14 protein-coding genes and 5 pseudogenes are annotated in these 15,056 nt (G+C 63.2%); 6 read left to right on the top strand and 13 right to left on the bottom strand.

The features are described 5' to 3' along the window. Window positions 1–158: 158 nt before the first annotated feature. The 7 genes from CX676_RS20940 to CX676_RS20910 all read right to left on the bottom strand — a co-directional run bounded on the left by CX676_RS20940 (window position 159) and on the right by CX676_RS20910 (window position 6,645). Entirely contained in the window at window positions 159–875 is a 717-nt protein-coding gene (locus CX676_RS20940) for a tryptophan-rich sensory protein (protein ID WP_101754845.1), read from the bottom strand. Continuing rightward, a complete protein-coding gene (locus tag CX676_RS20935; protein ID WP_101754730.1) occupies window positions 875–1,603 on the bottom strand; it encodes an SDR family NAD(P)-dependent oxidoreductase in 729 nt (242 codons plus the stop codon). Before CX676_RS20935 ends, CX676_RS20940 begins: the two co-directional genes overlap by 1 nt. Continuing rightward, entirely contained in the window at window positions 1,600–2,844 is a 1,245-nt protein-coding gene (locus tag CX676_RS20930; protein WP_101754729.1) for an MFS transporter, read from the bottom strand. Before CX676_RS20930 ends, CX676_RS20935 begins: the two co-directional genes overlap by 4 nt. After that, on the bottom strand, window positions 2,837–3,994 hold the full coding sequence (locus tag CX676_RS20925) for an SAM-dependent methyltransferase (protein ID WP_101754728.1): 1,158 nt from the start codon (window positions 3,992–3,994) through the stop codon (window positions 2,837–2,839). Before CX676_RS20925 ends, CX676_RS20930 begins: the two co-directional genes overlap by 8 nt. Continuing rightward, window positions 3,987–4,772 carry a DUF1365 domain-containing protein gene (locus tag CX676_RS20920; protein WP_101754727.1) on the bottom strand — a complete coding sequence of 262 codons (786 nt, stop codon included), beginning with the start codon at window positions 4,770–4,772 and terminating at the stop codon, window positions 3,987–3,989. Before CX676_RS20920 ends, CX676_RS20925 begins: the two co-directional genes overlap by 8 nt. Next, complete coding sequence (locus CX676_RS20915) at window positions 4,772–6,061, bottom strand: NAD(P)/FAD-dependent oxidoreductase (protein ID WP_198590386.1); 1,290 nt, start codon at window positions 6,059–6,061, stop codon at window positions 4,772–4,774. The genes CX676_RS20920 and CX676_RS20915 overlap by 1 nt, the downstream gene beginning before the upstream one ends. A 74-nt stretch (window positions 6,062–6,135) precedes the next feature. After that, window positions 6,136–6,645, bottom strand: a complete 510-nt coding sequence (locus CX676_RS20910; protein WP_101754726.1) for a fasciclin domain-containing protein — start codon at window positions 6,643–6,645, stop codon at window positions 6,136–6,138. A 141-nt stretch (window positions 6,646–6,786) separates the two neighbouring features. Here CX676_RS20910 and CX676_RS20905 point away from each other — a divergent pair, with 141 nt between their 5' ends. The 3 genes and pseudogenes from CX676_RS20905 to CX676_RS20895 form a co-directional block, all read left to right on the top strand. Next, window positions 6,787–7,332, top strand: a complete 546-nt coding sequence (locus CX676_RS20905) for a sigma-70 family RNA polymerase sigma factor (RefSeq protein WP_101754725.1) — start codon at window positions 6,787–6,789, stop codon at window positions 7,330–7,332. Beyond that, window positions 7,329–8,021, top strand: a complete 693-nt coding sequence (locus CX676_RS20900) for an anti-sigma factor (RefSeq protein ID WP_101754724.1) — start codon at window positions 7,329–7,331, stop codon at window positions 8,019–8,021. Before CX676_RS20905 ends, CX676_RS20900 begins: the two co-directional genes overlap by 4 nt. A 256-nt stretch (window positions 8,022–8,277) precedes the next feature. Then, window positions 8,278–9,295, top strand: a pseudogene (locus CX676_RS20895) (tyrosine-type recombinase/integrase); the annotation flags it as partial. A 2-nt stretch (window positions 9,296–9,297) separates the two neighbouring features. On the opposite strand, the pseudogene CX676_RS20890 reads toward CX676_RS20895, so the two are convergent. From CX676_RS20890 to CX676_RS20875, 4 genes and pseudogenes are all read right to left on the bottom strand, one after another. Then, a pseudogene (locus CX676_RS20890) lies at window positions 9,298–9,780 on the bottom strand (IS66 family transposase zinc-finger binding domain-containing protein); the annotation flags it as partial. 62 nt (window positions 9,781–9,842) lie between these two features. After that, window positions 9,843–10,190 (bottom strand): IS66 family insertion sequence element accessory protein TnpB, encoded by a 348-nt coding sequence (tnpB, locus tag CX676_RS20885; RefSeq protein ID WP_075777488.1) that lies wholly within the window; start codon window positions 10,188–10,190, stop codon window positions 9,843–9,845. Beyond that, window positions 10,187–10,555: an IS66-like element accessory protein TnpA gene (gene tnpA, locus CX676_RS20880; RefSeq protein WP_198590385.1), complete on the bottom strand. Its 369-nt coding sequence runs from the start codon at window positions 10,553–10,555 to the stop codon at window positions 10,187–10,189. The genes tnpB and tnpA overlap by 4 nt, the downstream gene beginning before the upstream one ends. Window positions 10,556–10,654: 99 nt before the next feature. After that, window positions 10,655–10,888: pseudogene (locus tag CX676_RS20875) on the bottom strand (DDE-type integrase/transposase/recombinase); the annotation flags it as partial. 240 nt (window positions 10,889–11,128) lie between these two features. On the opposite strand from CX676_RS20875, the gene CX676_RS20870 reads away from it, so the two are divergent. The 3 genes and pseudogenes from CX676_RS20870 to CX676_RS20860 all read left to right on the top strand — a co-directional run. Continuing rightward, window positions 11,129–12,457, top strand: coding sequence for a hypothetical protein (locus CX676_RS20870; protein WP_232816724.1), 1,329 nt, complete (start codon window positions 11,129–11,131; stop codon window positions 12,455–12,457). A gap of 1 nt (window position 12,458) precedes the next feature. Further along, the gene (locus CX676_RS20865; RefSeq protein ID WP_101754723.1) at window positions 12,459–13,193 is read left to right on the top strand and encodes a COG3904 family protein; all 735 of its coding nucleotides are present in this window, start codon (window positions 12,459–12,461) and stop codon (window positions 13,191–13,193) included. 87 nt (window positions 13,194–13,280) lie between these two features. Beyond that, window positions 13,281–13,831 (top strand): annotated as a pseudogene (locus CX676_RS20860) (IS5 family transposase); the annotation flags it as partial. Between the two features lie 75 nt (window positions 13,832–13,906). On the opposite strand, the gene istB reads toward CX676_RS20860, so the two are convergent. After that, a complete protein-coding gene (istB, locus tag CX676_RS20855) occupies window positions 13,907–14,701 on the bottom strand; it encodes an IS21-like element helper ATPase IstB (protein WP_101754722.1) in 795 nt (264 codons plus the stop codon). Continuing rightward, a pseudogene (locus tag CX676_RS20850) lies at window positions 14,691–14,903 on the bottom strand (IS21 family transposase); the annotation flags it as partial. The pseudogene CX676_RS20850 and the gene istB, both read right to left, overlap by 11 nt. Between the last annotated feature and the right edge of the window lie 153 nt (window positions 14,904–15,056).

Genomic DNA, 15,056 nt, shown 5'->3' with positions numbered 1-15,056 from the left:
GACCCGCGACTATGCCGCGCGCCATCCGACGATCTCGCCTCGGCAATCCGCCGAAGCCCTGTTGGCCGTGATCGACCGCCTGACGCCCGACGACAACGGCAGTTTCTGGGACTGGAAGGGCGAGCGCGTCGAATGGTAAGCTCCACGCCCCAGATCCTTCAGCCGCCTCGCGACCATCGCCCGCGCAAGAGATAGCGTGCGGCCAGCGCCGCGATCCCCAGAGCGGCCAGCAGCGCGACATGGCGATACTCGGCGCACCAATTGACGGCGACGATGCCGATCAGCGCCCAGCAGACGGCGATGGAATAGGTGAACATGGTAGGCCGGCGCGACTGCACCCAGAACGCGACCGCCAGCACGGCAAGGATCAGCAGGATCGCGGCCGGACCCGCCGACATGATGCCATAGCCGCTGAGCAGAACGGCAATCGCGACGCCCGTCGCTGCGGTCAGCCAACCGGCATATAAGCCGACCGGACCGACCTGCCAGAACGGCTGCCCGTGGCCCGCGTGCAAAAAGGAGATGATTGCTGCCACAGCCATCACGATGATCATCACCGTCGCCAGAGTGGGCGAGGCATTCGCGGCAGCGATCCAGAACGTGCCAACGAACAGGCTGATCAACAACGGCATGCGCATCGCTTGCCAGTCAGGATTATCAGATGCCTTCCAAAGACCCCAGGCGCTGCCTGCGATCAGCCACAGATAGATCAGCCCCCAGATCGAAAAGGCCCATCCGGCTGGCTGCACCGGCCAGCGCTCCTGCACTACGGGAAACTGCTCCGGCGTGAAGCCGTTGAAACTGTCACTGGCTAGTGGCGACAGCGCAAAAAGGATCGCGAAAAGCAGCGTCAGATGCGGCAGGTATCGGGTCATCATCTTACAAGTCTCTTGGTCAGGCGCAGTGCCAGCCCATAGGGCAGCGCGCGTAGAAGTTTCAGGGGCAGCGTCAGACGGCGCGGAAAATGCACCTCGAATCCGCCTTTATTGAGGCCGTTCATAATGGCCTCAGCGGCGGCGGCGGGTTGCATCAGCGCGGGCATGTCGAAATCGTTCTTCTGCGTCAGCCGCGTATCGACAAAGCCCGGACTGATCAGGCGGACATCAACATCATTGGCAAGTTCGGCCCGCAGGCTTTCCGCCAGATTGATAACACCCGCCTTGGTCGCGGAATACATCTGGCCCTGCGGCAGACCAAAAAAGCCCGCAACTGATCCGGTCAGGGCAAGCTGCCCGCCCTGACGCAGCAGCGGCACGGCGGCGCGGGCGAAGTTAAAACTGCCGGTCAGGTTCACGTTGACGATCCGTGCCGACTGATCAGGGTCCAGTTCCATCACCTTCCCGGGGTCATAAAGCGCGGCCAGCGTGATCGCCCGGTCCAGCTTGCCGCCATCGATGATCGCTTTCGCGACCGTATCTAGGCTGTCGCGGTCGGTCACGTCGCAAGGCAGGACCTCTGCCCCGCCCAGTTCCTGCGCTAGATCGGCCAATTTGTCTGCGGACCGCGCTGAAAGGATCACATCCGCGCCCCGCGCCGCCCAAAGATGGGTCAGCACCGCGCCAATCCCGTCCGAAGCCCCCATGATCCAGATCCGTTCGCTCATATCTCGCCCTTTCTGTGCAGGAAGATCAAAGCCGTGACTGCGACCCCACGCAGAACCAGCGGCAGCGCGGCGTAGAGAAGCAGCAGCGCCTGCAAGGAATGCGTGTCGTTCACCTGTGCCGGACGAAAGCCCGCCAGTTGCAACAGCGCCAGCGCAACCGCGCCCGCCAGCGCCAGCGCGAGTTTCGTCAAAAAGCCAAGCGCGGCATACGCGCGGGTCGCGGCGGCTTGCGTCGATGTGGCCTCGATCCGGTCCGAAAGGATGGCGGGCGGCAGGACCAGATCGGCGCCGAAACAGAAGCCGGTGGCAAGGCAGATGGCGAAAAAGGCGGCGACATCGCCCGGGCCCAGCATCATTGCAAATGCGAAGCCCGCCATCGACAGGATCAGTGCCGCCGACCAGACCGGCACCCCTCCTATACAACCGGCCAGCCAACCGGCCACAGCCGCGCCGGGCAAGGCGGTGGCGAAATAGGTTAGCAGAAAGGCACCCGCCAGCGCCTCGGCCCCCAGCACGTCCCGCACCAGCATCAGGATCAGGGCGGCGGGGAAGGCCGCCGACAGCAGCACCAGCGCAGCCACGGCATAGAAGGGCATCAGGGCGTGCCAGTCCGGCCGCGCATCGGGCGGAACGGCGATCTGCAATCGGACCGAGGCCAGCCATCCGCGAAAGATCGGCAGCGCTATCAGCAACGCAACCGCCAGCACCGCGGCCAAGGCCAGCAACGCCGCCTGACGCCCGATCAGCTGCTGCAATGCCGAGGGTAGCACCACCGCAAGGATAAGGCCGACCAATCCGAACCCTTCTCGCGCGGCGCTGATCCGCGATTTCTGGTCCGGTTCGCGCCGCCACAGGCCGCCAAGCGTCATCAGGTTGACCGAGATCAAGCTGTGCCCAAGACTTGCCAGAGCCATCGCCAGAGAGAACCAGATCAGCACCGGCAGCGCGGGCGGCGCGAACAATGCTGCGCCCCCGCAGGCCAGCAGAGCCGCGCCTGTGATGATCAGCCCGCCCCTTGAATGGGGCCAGCGGTCGCCAGCCCAGCCCGCCACCGAGTCCACCACCGCATCGAAAAGTCGCAGCCAGAACAGCGCCAGCCCAAGCACGGCCAGCGGCACGCCCCTTTCGGTTGCGAAAAAGTCAGGCGCGTGTATGTAAAGCGGCAAGCCGCCGAAGGCTAGGGGCAAGGCCAGCACACCATAAGCCGCCACTTCGCGACGGCTTGGGGCGATCTCAGGCATGGGCCAGCCGATACTGCATCACATCGGTCCGGCCGACCGCGAAGGACGCAATGCAGGCGGCCAGATAAAAGCGCCAGATGCGGATGAAGGCCTCGTCAAAACCCATCGCCTGCACATCGGCCCGCTTTGCGTCGAACTGATCCAGCCAATGCGACAGCGTGCGGGCATAATCGCGGCCAAAGCCGAACATGTCATCGACCCGCAGCCCGGCGCGTTCGGCCTCGGCCCGGAACCGCGTGGGCGAGGGCAGCATGCCGCCGGGAAAGATGAAGCTGCGCACCATGTCGCCGCCTTTGCGATAGCGGTCGAAATAACGGTCAGCGACGGTAATCGTCTGGATCATCGCGCGCCCCTGCCGCGTCAGCGCCTCAGCCAGCTTGCCAAAATAGACGGGCCAGAACCTCTCGCCCACGGCCTCGAACATCTCGATGGACACGATGTGATCGAAGCGGTCCTTTTCGTCTCGGTAATCCTGAAGCGCGATCTCGGCCCCCGGACCCAGACGGACGCGGGCAAAGGCGGCCTGCTCGGTCGAAAGCGTCAGCCCCTTCGGCGCGAAATCGCCACGCTGAAGCACGCGTTCGGCGAAGCCGCCCCAGCCGCAGCCGATTTCCAGCAAACGGCCCGATCCGCCAGCCAGCCCCTCGATGATGCGGTCGTATTTCCTGCGCTGCGCCATCGCCAGATCGTCGCCTTCGGCAAAGATTGCCGAGGAATAGGTCATCGTTTCATCCAGCCACAGCGCATAGAAGTCATTCCCCAGATCGTAGTGGGCCGCGATATTCCGCCGAGAGCCCGTCCGCGTATTGCGGTTCAGCAGGTACAGCAGCCGCATCGCCAATGCCTGAAGGGGCTTGCCATAGATGTAGCGGTCAAGCGCATGCTCGTTCCTCAGCCCCAGGGTCAGCAGCGCTGTCATATCTGGCGTATTGCACCAGCCGTCGCGATAGGCCTCGGTCAGGCCGATATCGCCCTTTGCAGCAAGCGCCGGCACCATGCGCCAGTCGTGGATCGTCAGCGCCGCCGCCGGTCCCGGCTGGTCGCCCGCGAAAATGCGGGTCGCGCCGTCGGGCGTTGTCAGGCGCAACTTGCCAAAACGGATGCCGTCAAGGCTGCGCAGGAATTCCGATCTGATCCGATCTTCAAACATCCGGTCTCTCTTTCGTCGCTTCTGAGTGGCGTATCTCAAGCTGTGTGGGTTTGGTGCGATAGCGCACACCGCACAAAAACAACTTCACCGCCTGCCAGTGGATCAGCCCGGTCACGCGCAGTGGCTGAAACGCATGGCGCAAAGCGGCGCGGCGCAGGGACGCGGCGGTCAGCGCGCGCGCCTTGCCGGTCATCGAGGTTTGAAGACGCAGATTGCCATCCTTGCCGAACCAATCGACCCAGGCGCCGAACCGAACTGGACCGGAATCGAAGCGAAAGACATAATGCCCCTCGCGCGGCAGAAAGGGCGAGACGTGAAACAGCTTTTCGCCGGACAGCCGATCGCCCGGTTCGATCACGCGATTATTCGCATGACGACAAAGATACAGATGGCTTTCGCCGAAGGTGTTCGACACCTCGGCCAGCACCGCCCGCAAGCCGAGATCATCCCGCGCCAGCCAGAAGCTGACCGGGTTGAAGCCGTGAAGCAAACCGCGCGGCATCGTGACCAAGGCGGTCCGGCAATTTGCCAGACCGACCGGCGCCAACTGCGACTGGATGAAGTCGGTCAGCGGGCTGCCATCGCGAGCACCGTGATCGAGCCGTCGCAACCGCCAGAGCCCCAGTATGTCAGGTCGCAACGGCAGGCGACCGGCCTCCAGCGAGTCAACCGGCAGCGCCGCGTAAAGCGAGCGATAACGGAACTGCCGCGCGACATCGCCCGCCCGTGCGTGCCAGATCGCGGCGTCGATCAGCGCGCCATCCCACAGATCGGCCATCACGCGGCCACCTGCTTCGGCGTGGCCCAAGGGTCGGGGCAGAGCGGCCATTCGATCCCCATCGACTGCGCGACGCGCAGGGCCGACAGCAAGCCATCTTCGTGAAAGCCGTAACGCGTCCATGCACCGGCATAGTGAACACCTCCGCGTCCCTGTATCTCGCTCAGCCGGGCCTGCGCGGCAATCGCTGCCGCGTCGAATTGCGGATGGGCGAAGCTGGCCTCGTCATGGACGTGATCCGGCTCGATTTCGGGATTCAGTGTCACGATCAGCGGGCGGGGCGTGTCGAGGTTCTGTAGCCGGTTCATCCAGTAGGACAGGCTGATCGGCTGGTCCGTGGCGGGGGTCGCCCCCCGCGTTACATAGTTCCACGACGCCCAGACCGCACGCCGTCGCGGCATCAGCCGGGGATCGGAATGCAGCACCATCCGGTTCGCCTGCGTTCGCAGGGCACCAAGTATCGCGGTTTCATCCCTGTTGGCATCTTCCAACATTGCCAAAGCCTGCGGCGCATGTGTCGCAAAGACAACCCTGTCGAAACGCTCCTCTCCGCGCGGGCTGGCGATGCTGATGCCACCGCCATCGCGCCGCACGGCATGGACCGGGCTGTACAGCCGGACATCGCCTGAAACCCGTTCAAGGATCCTGTCGACAAATACCTGCGATCCACCCTTCACCGTCAGCCATTCCGGCTGGCCATTCACCGACAAAAGCCCGTGATTGTCGAAAAACCGCACGAAGGCGCTTGCCGGGAAATGCATCATTCCGGCAGTTGGCGTCGACCAGATCGCGCCCGAGATGGGCAGCAGGAAACGGTCGCGGAACTCATCACCCAAACGCAACGCGCTTATCAGATCCCCGATGCTGCCCTCATGCGCAGAATGGGCAGGTGCCTGGCGAAAAAAGCGCAGGATATCGCGGATCAGCCGCCAATGCGCGACATCCATCAGACAGGCCGGCCGCGCGAACATCGCGCGGATCGAAAACGTGCCGTATTCGTATCGCCCACCTGCGAAGCTGGCCGAGAATGACATGTCGCTTGGCCCCAGCGGGACACCAAGCTTTTCCATCAGCGGCACGAACAGCGGATAAGTTCGGCGATTGCAGACGATAAACCCGGTATCGACATCCACACCTTCCGCCCGAACGGTGCGCGCATGGCCACCGGGACGCGGCTCTTTCTCGAACAAGGTGATGTCGTGATGCGGATCAAGCAGCCATGCGGCCCCCAGACCCGAGATTCCGCTGCCAATGATCGCGATCCGCAAGCGCTTCAGTTGGTTCACCATCACCCCGTGACATCTCGTGTAAAATCCGGGCGCAGCATCGCTGTCGCCCGGATAAGTCGAACGCCTTGCGACGATCACATCGCAGGCAGAAGCACGCCGTCGATAACATGCACCACGCCGTTGCCGGCCTGCAGGTCCGCAGCCGTGACGGTCACGCTGTCGTTGATCTTCACCATATCACCGTCCAGCGTCAGGTTCAGGCTGCAGTTGCCCATGGTCGTGACGGGATGGGTGCCGCCATCATCGGCAATCATCTGGGCCACATCGGCAGCCAGCGCTTTCGCCTCGACCACATGGCAGCCAAGGATCTGGACCAGCTTGTCCCGGTTTTCGGGCATCAACGCTTCTTCAAGCGCGCCCTCCGGCAGGGCCGCGAAGGCCGCATCGGTGGGCGCAAAGACAGTGAACGGGCCTTCGCCCATCAGAGCCTCGCCCATTTCGGCAGCGACAACGGCCTGTTCCAGGGTGGTGTGGTCTGCAGACTCCATCACAATATCGGCGACGGTTGTCGGCATATCCTGAGCAACGGCGGCCGTGGCCGCCAGAGCAAACGCGGTGGTCACAGCAAAATTCAAGACTTTCATTCCATCCTCCTGTGGTTGGTAGTGAAGAGACGAGGCTTAAATGACTCTTGTTGCACAGCTCACGCTTTCGTGAAAATCGAGAACGACTTGCGGCGTTCAATGTGCTGTTGCAACCTCAAAGACAGCTAACCGGAGCCATCGATGACTTCAGATGCAGCAGAGCTTCAGGAACTGCTCGCTCGCGTCGCCCTGCGGGACCGGGCTGCGTTTCGGCAGCTTTACCAAATCGCCTCACCGAAACTTTTCGGGATCTGTCTACGTATCTTGAAGGATCAGGCAGAGGCGGAAGATGTGTTGCAGGAGGTGTTCATAAAGATCTGGCACAACGCCGATCGTTATGCCTCGCAGGTGGCAAGTCCGCAGGCATGGATGAACGCCGTCACGCGCAATCTGGCAATCGACAACCTAAGGCGGCGCAGGCCCAGTGGCGGTGATCTGGACGCGGCAGAACGACTTGCGGAAGACAGCCCCGGCCCCGAGGATGCGGCTGTGCTGCGATCCGAGGGCCGAAGGATCGAAGCCTGCCTTGCAGAGCTGGAGCCAAGCCGAGCCGAAGCATTGCGCCTCGCCTATGTCGAAGGCGAAAGCTATCTGGAACTGGCCGAACGCTTCGGTGCGCCCCTGAACACCATCAGAAGCTGGCTTCGGCGCAGCCTGATCAAGCTAAGGGAGTGTCTGACCAGATGACCGATGACGCCCCGGAACTTGATCCCCACGACATTGCCACGGCTGGCGAATATGTCCTTGGAACCCTGCCCCTTGCCGAGCGCGAAGCGTTCCAGCGCCGCCTGCTAAGCGAACCGACCCTTGCCACCGAGGTCGCCAGATGGCAGACGCATTTCGACCCGATCGCGGATGAGGTCCGACCGGTCAGCCCGCCCGCCAAGGTGTGGAATGAGGTCGAACGGCGGCTGTTCCCCGACCCATCCCCGCCTGCAAGCTCTGTCAGGTTCTGGCAATGGCTTTCCATTGGTTCTGTTCTTGCATCAATGGCGCTGCTTGCCCTGCTGTGGCTGGGGCAGCCGGGTCCTGACGCCGAACCGCAGCTTTGGGTTTCGGAAATGGTATCAGCCGACAACAGCGTTCGCCTGACCGCGCTCTATGACGAAACCGATGGCGAGATGCGGGTCTCGGTCGCGGGGCAGCCGCCCGCTGCGGGCCGCGATTTCGAGCTTTGGCTAATTCAGGGCGATCGCGCACCCATCTCTCTGGGCATCATGCCGCATGAGGGGCAGGCCGCGATGCCGATCCCGGAGGATCTGCGAATTCTGGTCGCGAATGCCACCCTTGCCATCACCGACGAACCCGCCGGTGGCGCGCCGGGTGGCATTGCGACGGGACCGATCGTCGCGCAGGCCGAAATGCGCAGGATCTGACATCAGTTTGGCAAGAACGGGCAGGTTTGGATTTTTATTCATAGTCCAACGATCGGTTTCGTCTAGCGTATGGTGCGTTGCATCGCAGCGCGTCATTTGCTGTCCGCCTGCATTATTGCTAGGTAGTGCCCTTACCGGCAAGCCTACCCCGAGGTTCCGCCACCTTCCGCCTCCCTGCCGGTCCACGCTGCGATGTATGACTTGCCTTGCGCGCGAGCCTGAGCCTTGTGTTGGATGCAAGAAGTAGGCGCTGGTCATGGTGAAGCGATTGAGACTGAACGAGAAATCGGTGCGGGAAGCAGCGCCGAAAGCGGGCCGGGACTATCAGATTTTCGACAGCGAGGTGCGGGGATTTGCCATCTGCATTTACCGCTACGGTAACCGGGCCTTCACGCTGGATTACCGCCATGCCGGACGGCAATGGCGGATGACGCTGGGGCTGGCCGGAATGGTCGACGGCGGCGGCGCGGGAGCGGGCGAAAGAGCTGCGCCGCGATATCGATGCCGGTGGCGATCCGCTGGGGACCAAGGAAGGCGGGCGGGACGCGCCCCGGTTCAAGGATCTCGTTGAACGCTATGTCGAGGTGCATCTGCCCAATCTCGCGAAGACCAATGCCTCGGATCAACGCTCCATGCTGATCAAGCTGGTCGGACCGGACTGGAACAACAGGCTGGTGACCGAGATCACGCCCTGTGACGTGGAAAAGCTGCTGAGCCGCATTGCCGAGGGCCGCGCCCGACCGCACAAGGAGAAGCCGAACAATCCCGCCCGGAAGCTGCAAGGCGCAAAGCCCGCGCCGGTGCGTGCCACCCGTGTCGGCGAGGTGCTGCGCAAGATGTTCACCTATGCGCAGAGCTGGGGCTGGCGCGAGGACAATCCGGCCTCTGGCTTCCGCCGCCGGATCGAAAACCCGCGCGAACGGTTTCTGTCGCAGGAGGAGATCAGGAAGCTGGCTGCGGCGCTGGACGCGGCCGAGGACGAGCGTGCTGCCGACATCATCCGGCGCTGCATGCTGACCGGCGCGCGGGTCGGCGAGGTCCGGCAGGCGCGGTTCGAGCATTTCAATCTTGAACATCTGAGCTGGTCCAAACCCGCCAGGATGAGCAAGCGACGGAAGATCCACCGGCTGCCTATCTCGGACGAAGCCGCGGCTATCGTCCGCCAGCGCCAGTTGCTGGTGCCGCGCGGGTCCCCGTTCCTTTTCCCGGGCGACGTGCCGGGCCAGCCGGTGAAGGAAATCCGTCGCTTCTGGCACCAGATCCAGAAGCAGGCGGGCACCCGCGCAATCTGAATGACCCTCATCTGCGCCGCGACCAGGTCGAGGAGCTCGCTGACGTCCTCGCCCACCACTCGCAGGTCTCCCCCACAATCGGGGCAACAGGAGCCAGGGTCGAGCTCCCGGCGTTCGCGAGGTGTTGCGTCCGACACGCGCGGACGTCGGCGGGGCTTCGCCCCGGCAGCAGGAGCATCGACCGCGGCTGGCTCATCATCTTCGACCGGCCCGTCGCGCTGTTCGGCGGCTGCGACCAGCAGATCCTCCAGCGCCAGCTCCAGCTGGGCGATCTCGCGCTCAATCTTTTCAGAGGACTTGCCGAAGGCCTGCTTCTGCAACTTGGCGATCCGCAGGCGAAGGGCCTGAACCAGTTGCTCGTGGGCCTGGAGCGTGGCCGACATGCGCGCATTCTCTGCCTGAAGCGCAGCGATCATCGCCTTCAGGACCGCGGGGTCGTCAGAGAGAATGTCGGCATCATCGGACATGGTGACTGATACCATGCGCAGGCATGTGAGGCCAATAAAACAAGAAGATTCAAACGGATAATCTACCCGACCCGGGCGGGCGGTGCGCCCCAGTCCGGTCGCCGCCAGTCTATCCCCTCCCACAGCATCGCCAGCTGGGCGGAGGTCAGCCGCGCTACCCCGGCCTCGGTGTTCGGCCAGGGAAAGCGCCCGCGCTCGAGAACCTTGTAGTAGAGGCAGAAGCCTTGGCCATCCCAGTAGAGCAGCTTCAGACGATCCCCCTTGCGCCCCCGGAAGGCAAAAACCGCACCGCTGGTTGGCTTCTGGCGCAACACGTCCTGAGCCAGGGCCGAAAGGCCGGCAATTCCCTTCCGCATGTCCGTTGCGCCGCATGCCAAGTAGACGCGAACGCCGGTGCCCGGACCGATCATGCCGCTTCCACCGCACGGATCAGCCGGGTCAGTGCCTCGCCATCCATGCTGCTGTCGAAACGAAGGCAACGACCATTGGAAAGCCGCAGTTCCACAAGAACAGGCCGAGAGGGTGCAGGGGATTGTGCGGGTTCGGAATGCGGTCCGAAATCGACCGGCAGAAAAACCGCGCCCAGATCCGGCGACCAAAGCCCCTTCTTCTTCAGGTCACGGCGCCAGCTATAGATCTGCGACCCCGTGAGCTCGTGCCGTTGGGCAACCTGCGTGACCGAGGCCCCGCCAACACCCACCTCGAGCACGATCTCGAGCTTCTCGTCATCACTCCACCGCCGGCGCCGCTCAACGCCCAGAACCTCGCCCAGCATGGCCTCTCCCACTAAGACACGTGCATAACTACGTCTTTATGCACGTGTCTTAGCTCACCCTGCCTTCGTCAGGCAGGCGGCCTCAATCGGGCGGTTACCGTTGATCGCCTGAAGTCCCGCGAGGTTGGCGCCGCTCTTGTCGATGACGACCCAATCCGGCATGCCATTGCTGTTGATGACCTTCTTGAAGAACCGCCGTGCTTCGGACAAACTTCGCCGCTCGGAGAGCATGAAATCCAGCGTCTGCCCATATCGAACAACCGCGTGCTAAAGATAGGTCCATTGGCCCCGCACCTTGGCAGTGTCCCCCATCCTTGTCATCTCAGCGACTGGAAACTAAGCACTTGGTTGCTGCGCGTCGAAGCTTCGGACTGAAACGCTACCTACGACACCGGCAACTTCACAAGCCGTTGCATGGCCACAACAAAGTCGTCCCACCCTCGGCTCGTTCCGGTCCAGCACTCATGCGAGCGTGATCCCCACCTGAATGCGTGGCATCGACAAGACACTTTCCTTGCTGAAAGATGGCTTGCATCCCGGCCCCGCGCCGGCCGATCCCGCGACGGAGCCACGATGACCGACAAATCCCCACCCGCCAGCCCCACTTCGGGTCGCCAGGGCGACCGATACGCCCGCGAGCTGGAGCGGCATCTGGACTGGCTGGATACCTTCACCTCGACAGCCCTTGGGGTGCTGGCCTCGGCGTCTGGGATCTATACTTATCTGGGGGTGCGCACGCTCTTGGATCAGCCGGGCATCTGGACGACCTTCGCCGCGCTGGCCTATTCGATTGCTGTCTCGGTCGGGATCTTCGTCTTCTGGTCCTATTTGCTGCGGCTTCTGCCGGCGGTGCGCAGTGCAGCTTCTCGTCTGGGGCTTTTGCTGGCGATGGCGCTTGGGTGCGTGGCAATCATCGCCATGTCGTCGTGGTTGAACGCGGCGGCGCTGGCGGGCAGTGCGGCGGTGGAAACCCACATGGCCGCGACGGTGCAGAATTATCAGGCTTCGCTAGAGCGCGCTCATGCCAATGCAGTTGCCGGCCAGTCGCTGACCCGCGACGTCGCCCGCGTGCGGCAAAGCTTTGACGATCTGTCCCAGCAGGAAGAGGGCGGCTCGCTTTCGGGCTTTTCGGGGCGCGGGGCGGTCTTTCGTGTGCTGACTCAGAAAGAGGCCGAACTGGGCGCGCTGGAAGCCCAGTTGGCCGAGGCCGACGCGCCCATCGAGGAAACCTTTGCGCGCGGAAATACCATCCTGTCACAGATGCGCGGCATTGCCGTGGGTGCAGGTCGGCTAGAGGATCGCACCGTCCAGTTTTCCGAAGATGCGGTCGAACTGGCGGGACTTATCACCCAGCTTCGCCAGTTGAACCCCGCGCCGCTGGTCAGCCGCGCGGCGCAGGATCTGGCAGATGCGGTGGTCCTGCCCGAGCTGGACGGATCAACCGCTGCAATCCAGCAAGGCCAATCCAGCACCATCACCTCGGTCCTGAGCCTGGTCGAAGCCCGCGCCAGAACCCTTGCCGGTGCCGCTGCTGAGGTCGAGGCCATGCCGGTTCCCGACGAGGCCGTCTATACGCCGATGTCGGCGGCGGACGCGGTGATCGCCTATGCCCGCAATTTCGTGCCGGCCTGGGCGGGGGCGATTTCCATCGATCTATTGCCCGCCGTTCTGGTCTTCATCATGATCGTGGTGCAGGCCGCCATTCGCAGCGGTCGCGGCGTGCATCACAGCGACGACCGTATGACGGTTGGCGAATTGCGCGCGGCGCTGGCCGCCGCCGATCTCTTGCGCGAATATGAAGAGGGCATCTCCCGCACACCCTCACCACCGCCCGCCGAGCGCGACCTCCGGTCGTTGCCTGCGACTAATAGGGCCGATTCAAGATCACAGGCTGAGGGCTGAAATGCGGTTCTTTTCTTCGCCTCAGGCAGCGATCAAGGCGGTGCTGTTGTCGCAGGTGATCCTGGGGGCGGGCATTGTCTATCTGGACATGCTCACGGATTCCAGCCGCTCTGCGCCCAGCCTGTTTGCGCCCGAGGATGGCGCCGGCATCCGCCCCTATCGCCCCGATCTGCGCACAGCGCCGGACCCTTCGCAGCCCGGTGCGCCGGCGATGCGGCCGATGCCGACGGCGCTGGAATTTGCGGAAACCGAAGGCGCCATTCGGCTGGACGGCCAGATTGCCACCGGTGATGCCGACCGATTCGCCGCCTGGATGGACGAAGCGCGCCCAACAGCGACGCTGGTCTCGCTGGACAGTTCCGGCGGCTCTGTCTCCGATGCGCTTGCCATCGGACGCACCATTCGCGCGGCGGGCTTCGATACTGTGGTCGAGGACGGTGCAGTCTGTCTTTCGGCCTGCCCCTATCTACTGGCGGCCGGCGTCAATCGCCGCGTCGAACCGGGCGGCTTTGTCGGCGTGCATCAGCATTATTTCGGCAAGAACACCATGTTGCCCGCCTTTCTGGCGGTCTCGGATCTGCAGCGCGCGCAAGCCAGCGTCATGGTTTACCTGACCGAGATGGGCGTCGATCTGCGGCTGATGGTCCATGCGCTGCGGACCGAGCCCGACGAGATCAACATGCTAACCCCCGACCAGATGCGCGATTTGGGGTTGGTCACCGTGTCGCAAAGCTGATGGCGATTGCCAGGGCCGTCATTGGGCCTTGTTGCAGAAATCGGTTGGGGGATTCACTGCGTGAATCCAGCATGGTAGCTCGAGGGCATGAGCAGTTGGGCCCCTACGAAGTACAAGACCACGAACTGGTCGTCCTATAACGAAGCGTTGAAGCAACGAGGATCGCTGACGATCTGGTTCGATCCCGACATGGTGTGGAAGCCGCCTCCAACCGGAAAACGTGGGCGGCAGCCGAGTTTCAGCGATGCCGCTATCCAGACCTGCCTGACCATGAAGGTGCTGTTCGGCATGCCGCTGAGACAGACGACAGGGTTCATGCAGAGCATTCTTCGGCTGGTCGGGATGGACTGGACCGTGCCGGACTTCAGCACCCTGTGCCGTCGCCAGCGGAAGCTGAACATAAGCATCCCTATCTCGGCGGCACGGGTCCGCTGAACCTCCTGATCGACAGTACCGGCATCAAGGTCGAGGGTGAAGGTGAGTGGAACGCCCGTAAGCACGGCGGCCCCAAACGACGTATCTGGCGCAAGATACATATCGGCATTGATGAGGAAACGCTGGAGATGCGGGCCGTCGAGATCACCGGCAGCAACATCGGTGACGCACCCGTCCTGCCTGACCTGCTCGATCAGATCCCGGCATGTTGATTTCCACCCAGAAGTGAGCCGGCATTTCCATCGAGAAGTGAGCCACCTCTGACTATGGATTTCCGTTCATTCAGTGGTCAAGGCGCTATTGTCCTCCTTCTTCTGGCGCGCTGCGGCGGCTGAACTGGCCTTGAAGCGGAAGCTGTTGTTTCCCGTCTCAAGGATGTGGCAGCGGTGGGTGAGGCGGTCGAGCAGTGCGGTGGTCATCTTGGCGTCGCCGAAGACCGTGGCCCATTCGCTGAAGCTGAGGTTGGTGGTGATAACGACGCTGGTGCGTTCGTAGAGCTTGCTCAGCAGATGGAAGAGCAGCGCCCCGCCTGATGCGCTGAAGGGCAGATATCCCAGCTCATCGAGGATCACGAGATCGAGGCGGGTCAGGCTTTCGGCAATCTGCCCGGCCTTGCCCTTGGTCTTCTCCTGTTCCAGGGCATTGACCAGTTCGATGGTGGAGAAGAAGCGGACCTTGCGGCGGTGGTGCTCGATGGCCTGAACGCCGAGGGCGGTTGCGGCGTGAGTCTTCCCCGTGCCCGGACCGCCGATCAGGACCACGTTCTGAGCCCCGTCCATGAACTCGCAACGATGCAGCTGGCGCACCGTGGCTTCGTTGATCTCGCTGGCCGAGAAGTCGAAACCCGAGAGATCCTTGTAGGCTGGGAAGCGCGCGGCCTTCATGTGATAGGCAATGGAGCGGACCTCGCGCTCGGCCATCTCGGCTTTCAGCAGTTGGGACAGGATCGGCACGGCGGCTTCAAAGGCCGGCGCAGCCTGTTCGATCAGGTCCGTCACGGCCTGCGCCATGCCATGCATCTTCAGGCTGCGGAGCATGATGACGATGGCGCCACTGGCAGGATCATGACGCATGACGGCCTCCTGCAATGGGGGTGCGCAGGCCGTCATAGCGTTCGACATTGGCCTTGGGCTCGCGACGCAGGGCCAGGGCCTGCGGGGTATCGAGCGGCGGCCCGCCAATGACCTTGCCGTCGACCAGCCGGTGTAACAGGTTCAGCACATGGGTCTTGGTCGCCACGCCCTCGGCCAGGGCCAATTCCACAGCATTCGCGACACCACCTAGCAGAAAGACTCTCCGTTGAACGCTGATCTGGATCAGCATGGAAGCGGCTGACCTCGGCGATACTCTCAAATTGCACCGATGCGGACCTGCGTGGCCCTCGGAATCCTGGCCCGCGACGCATGCGGTCTTCGCCTCGTCGAGGCG

Source organism: Paracoccus zhejiangensis (genome assembly GCF_002847445.1).
Lineage (GTDB): Bacteria > Pseudomonadota > Alphaproteobacteria > Rhodobacterales > Rhodobacteraceae > Paracoccus > Paracoccus zhejiangensis.
The sequence above is the reverse complement of the archived record's forward strand: the minus strand, read 5'-3'. Positions and strand labels throughout refer to the sequence as shown.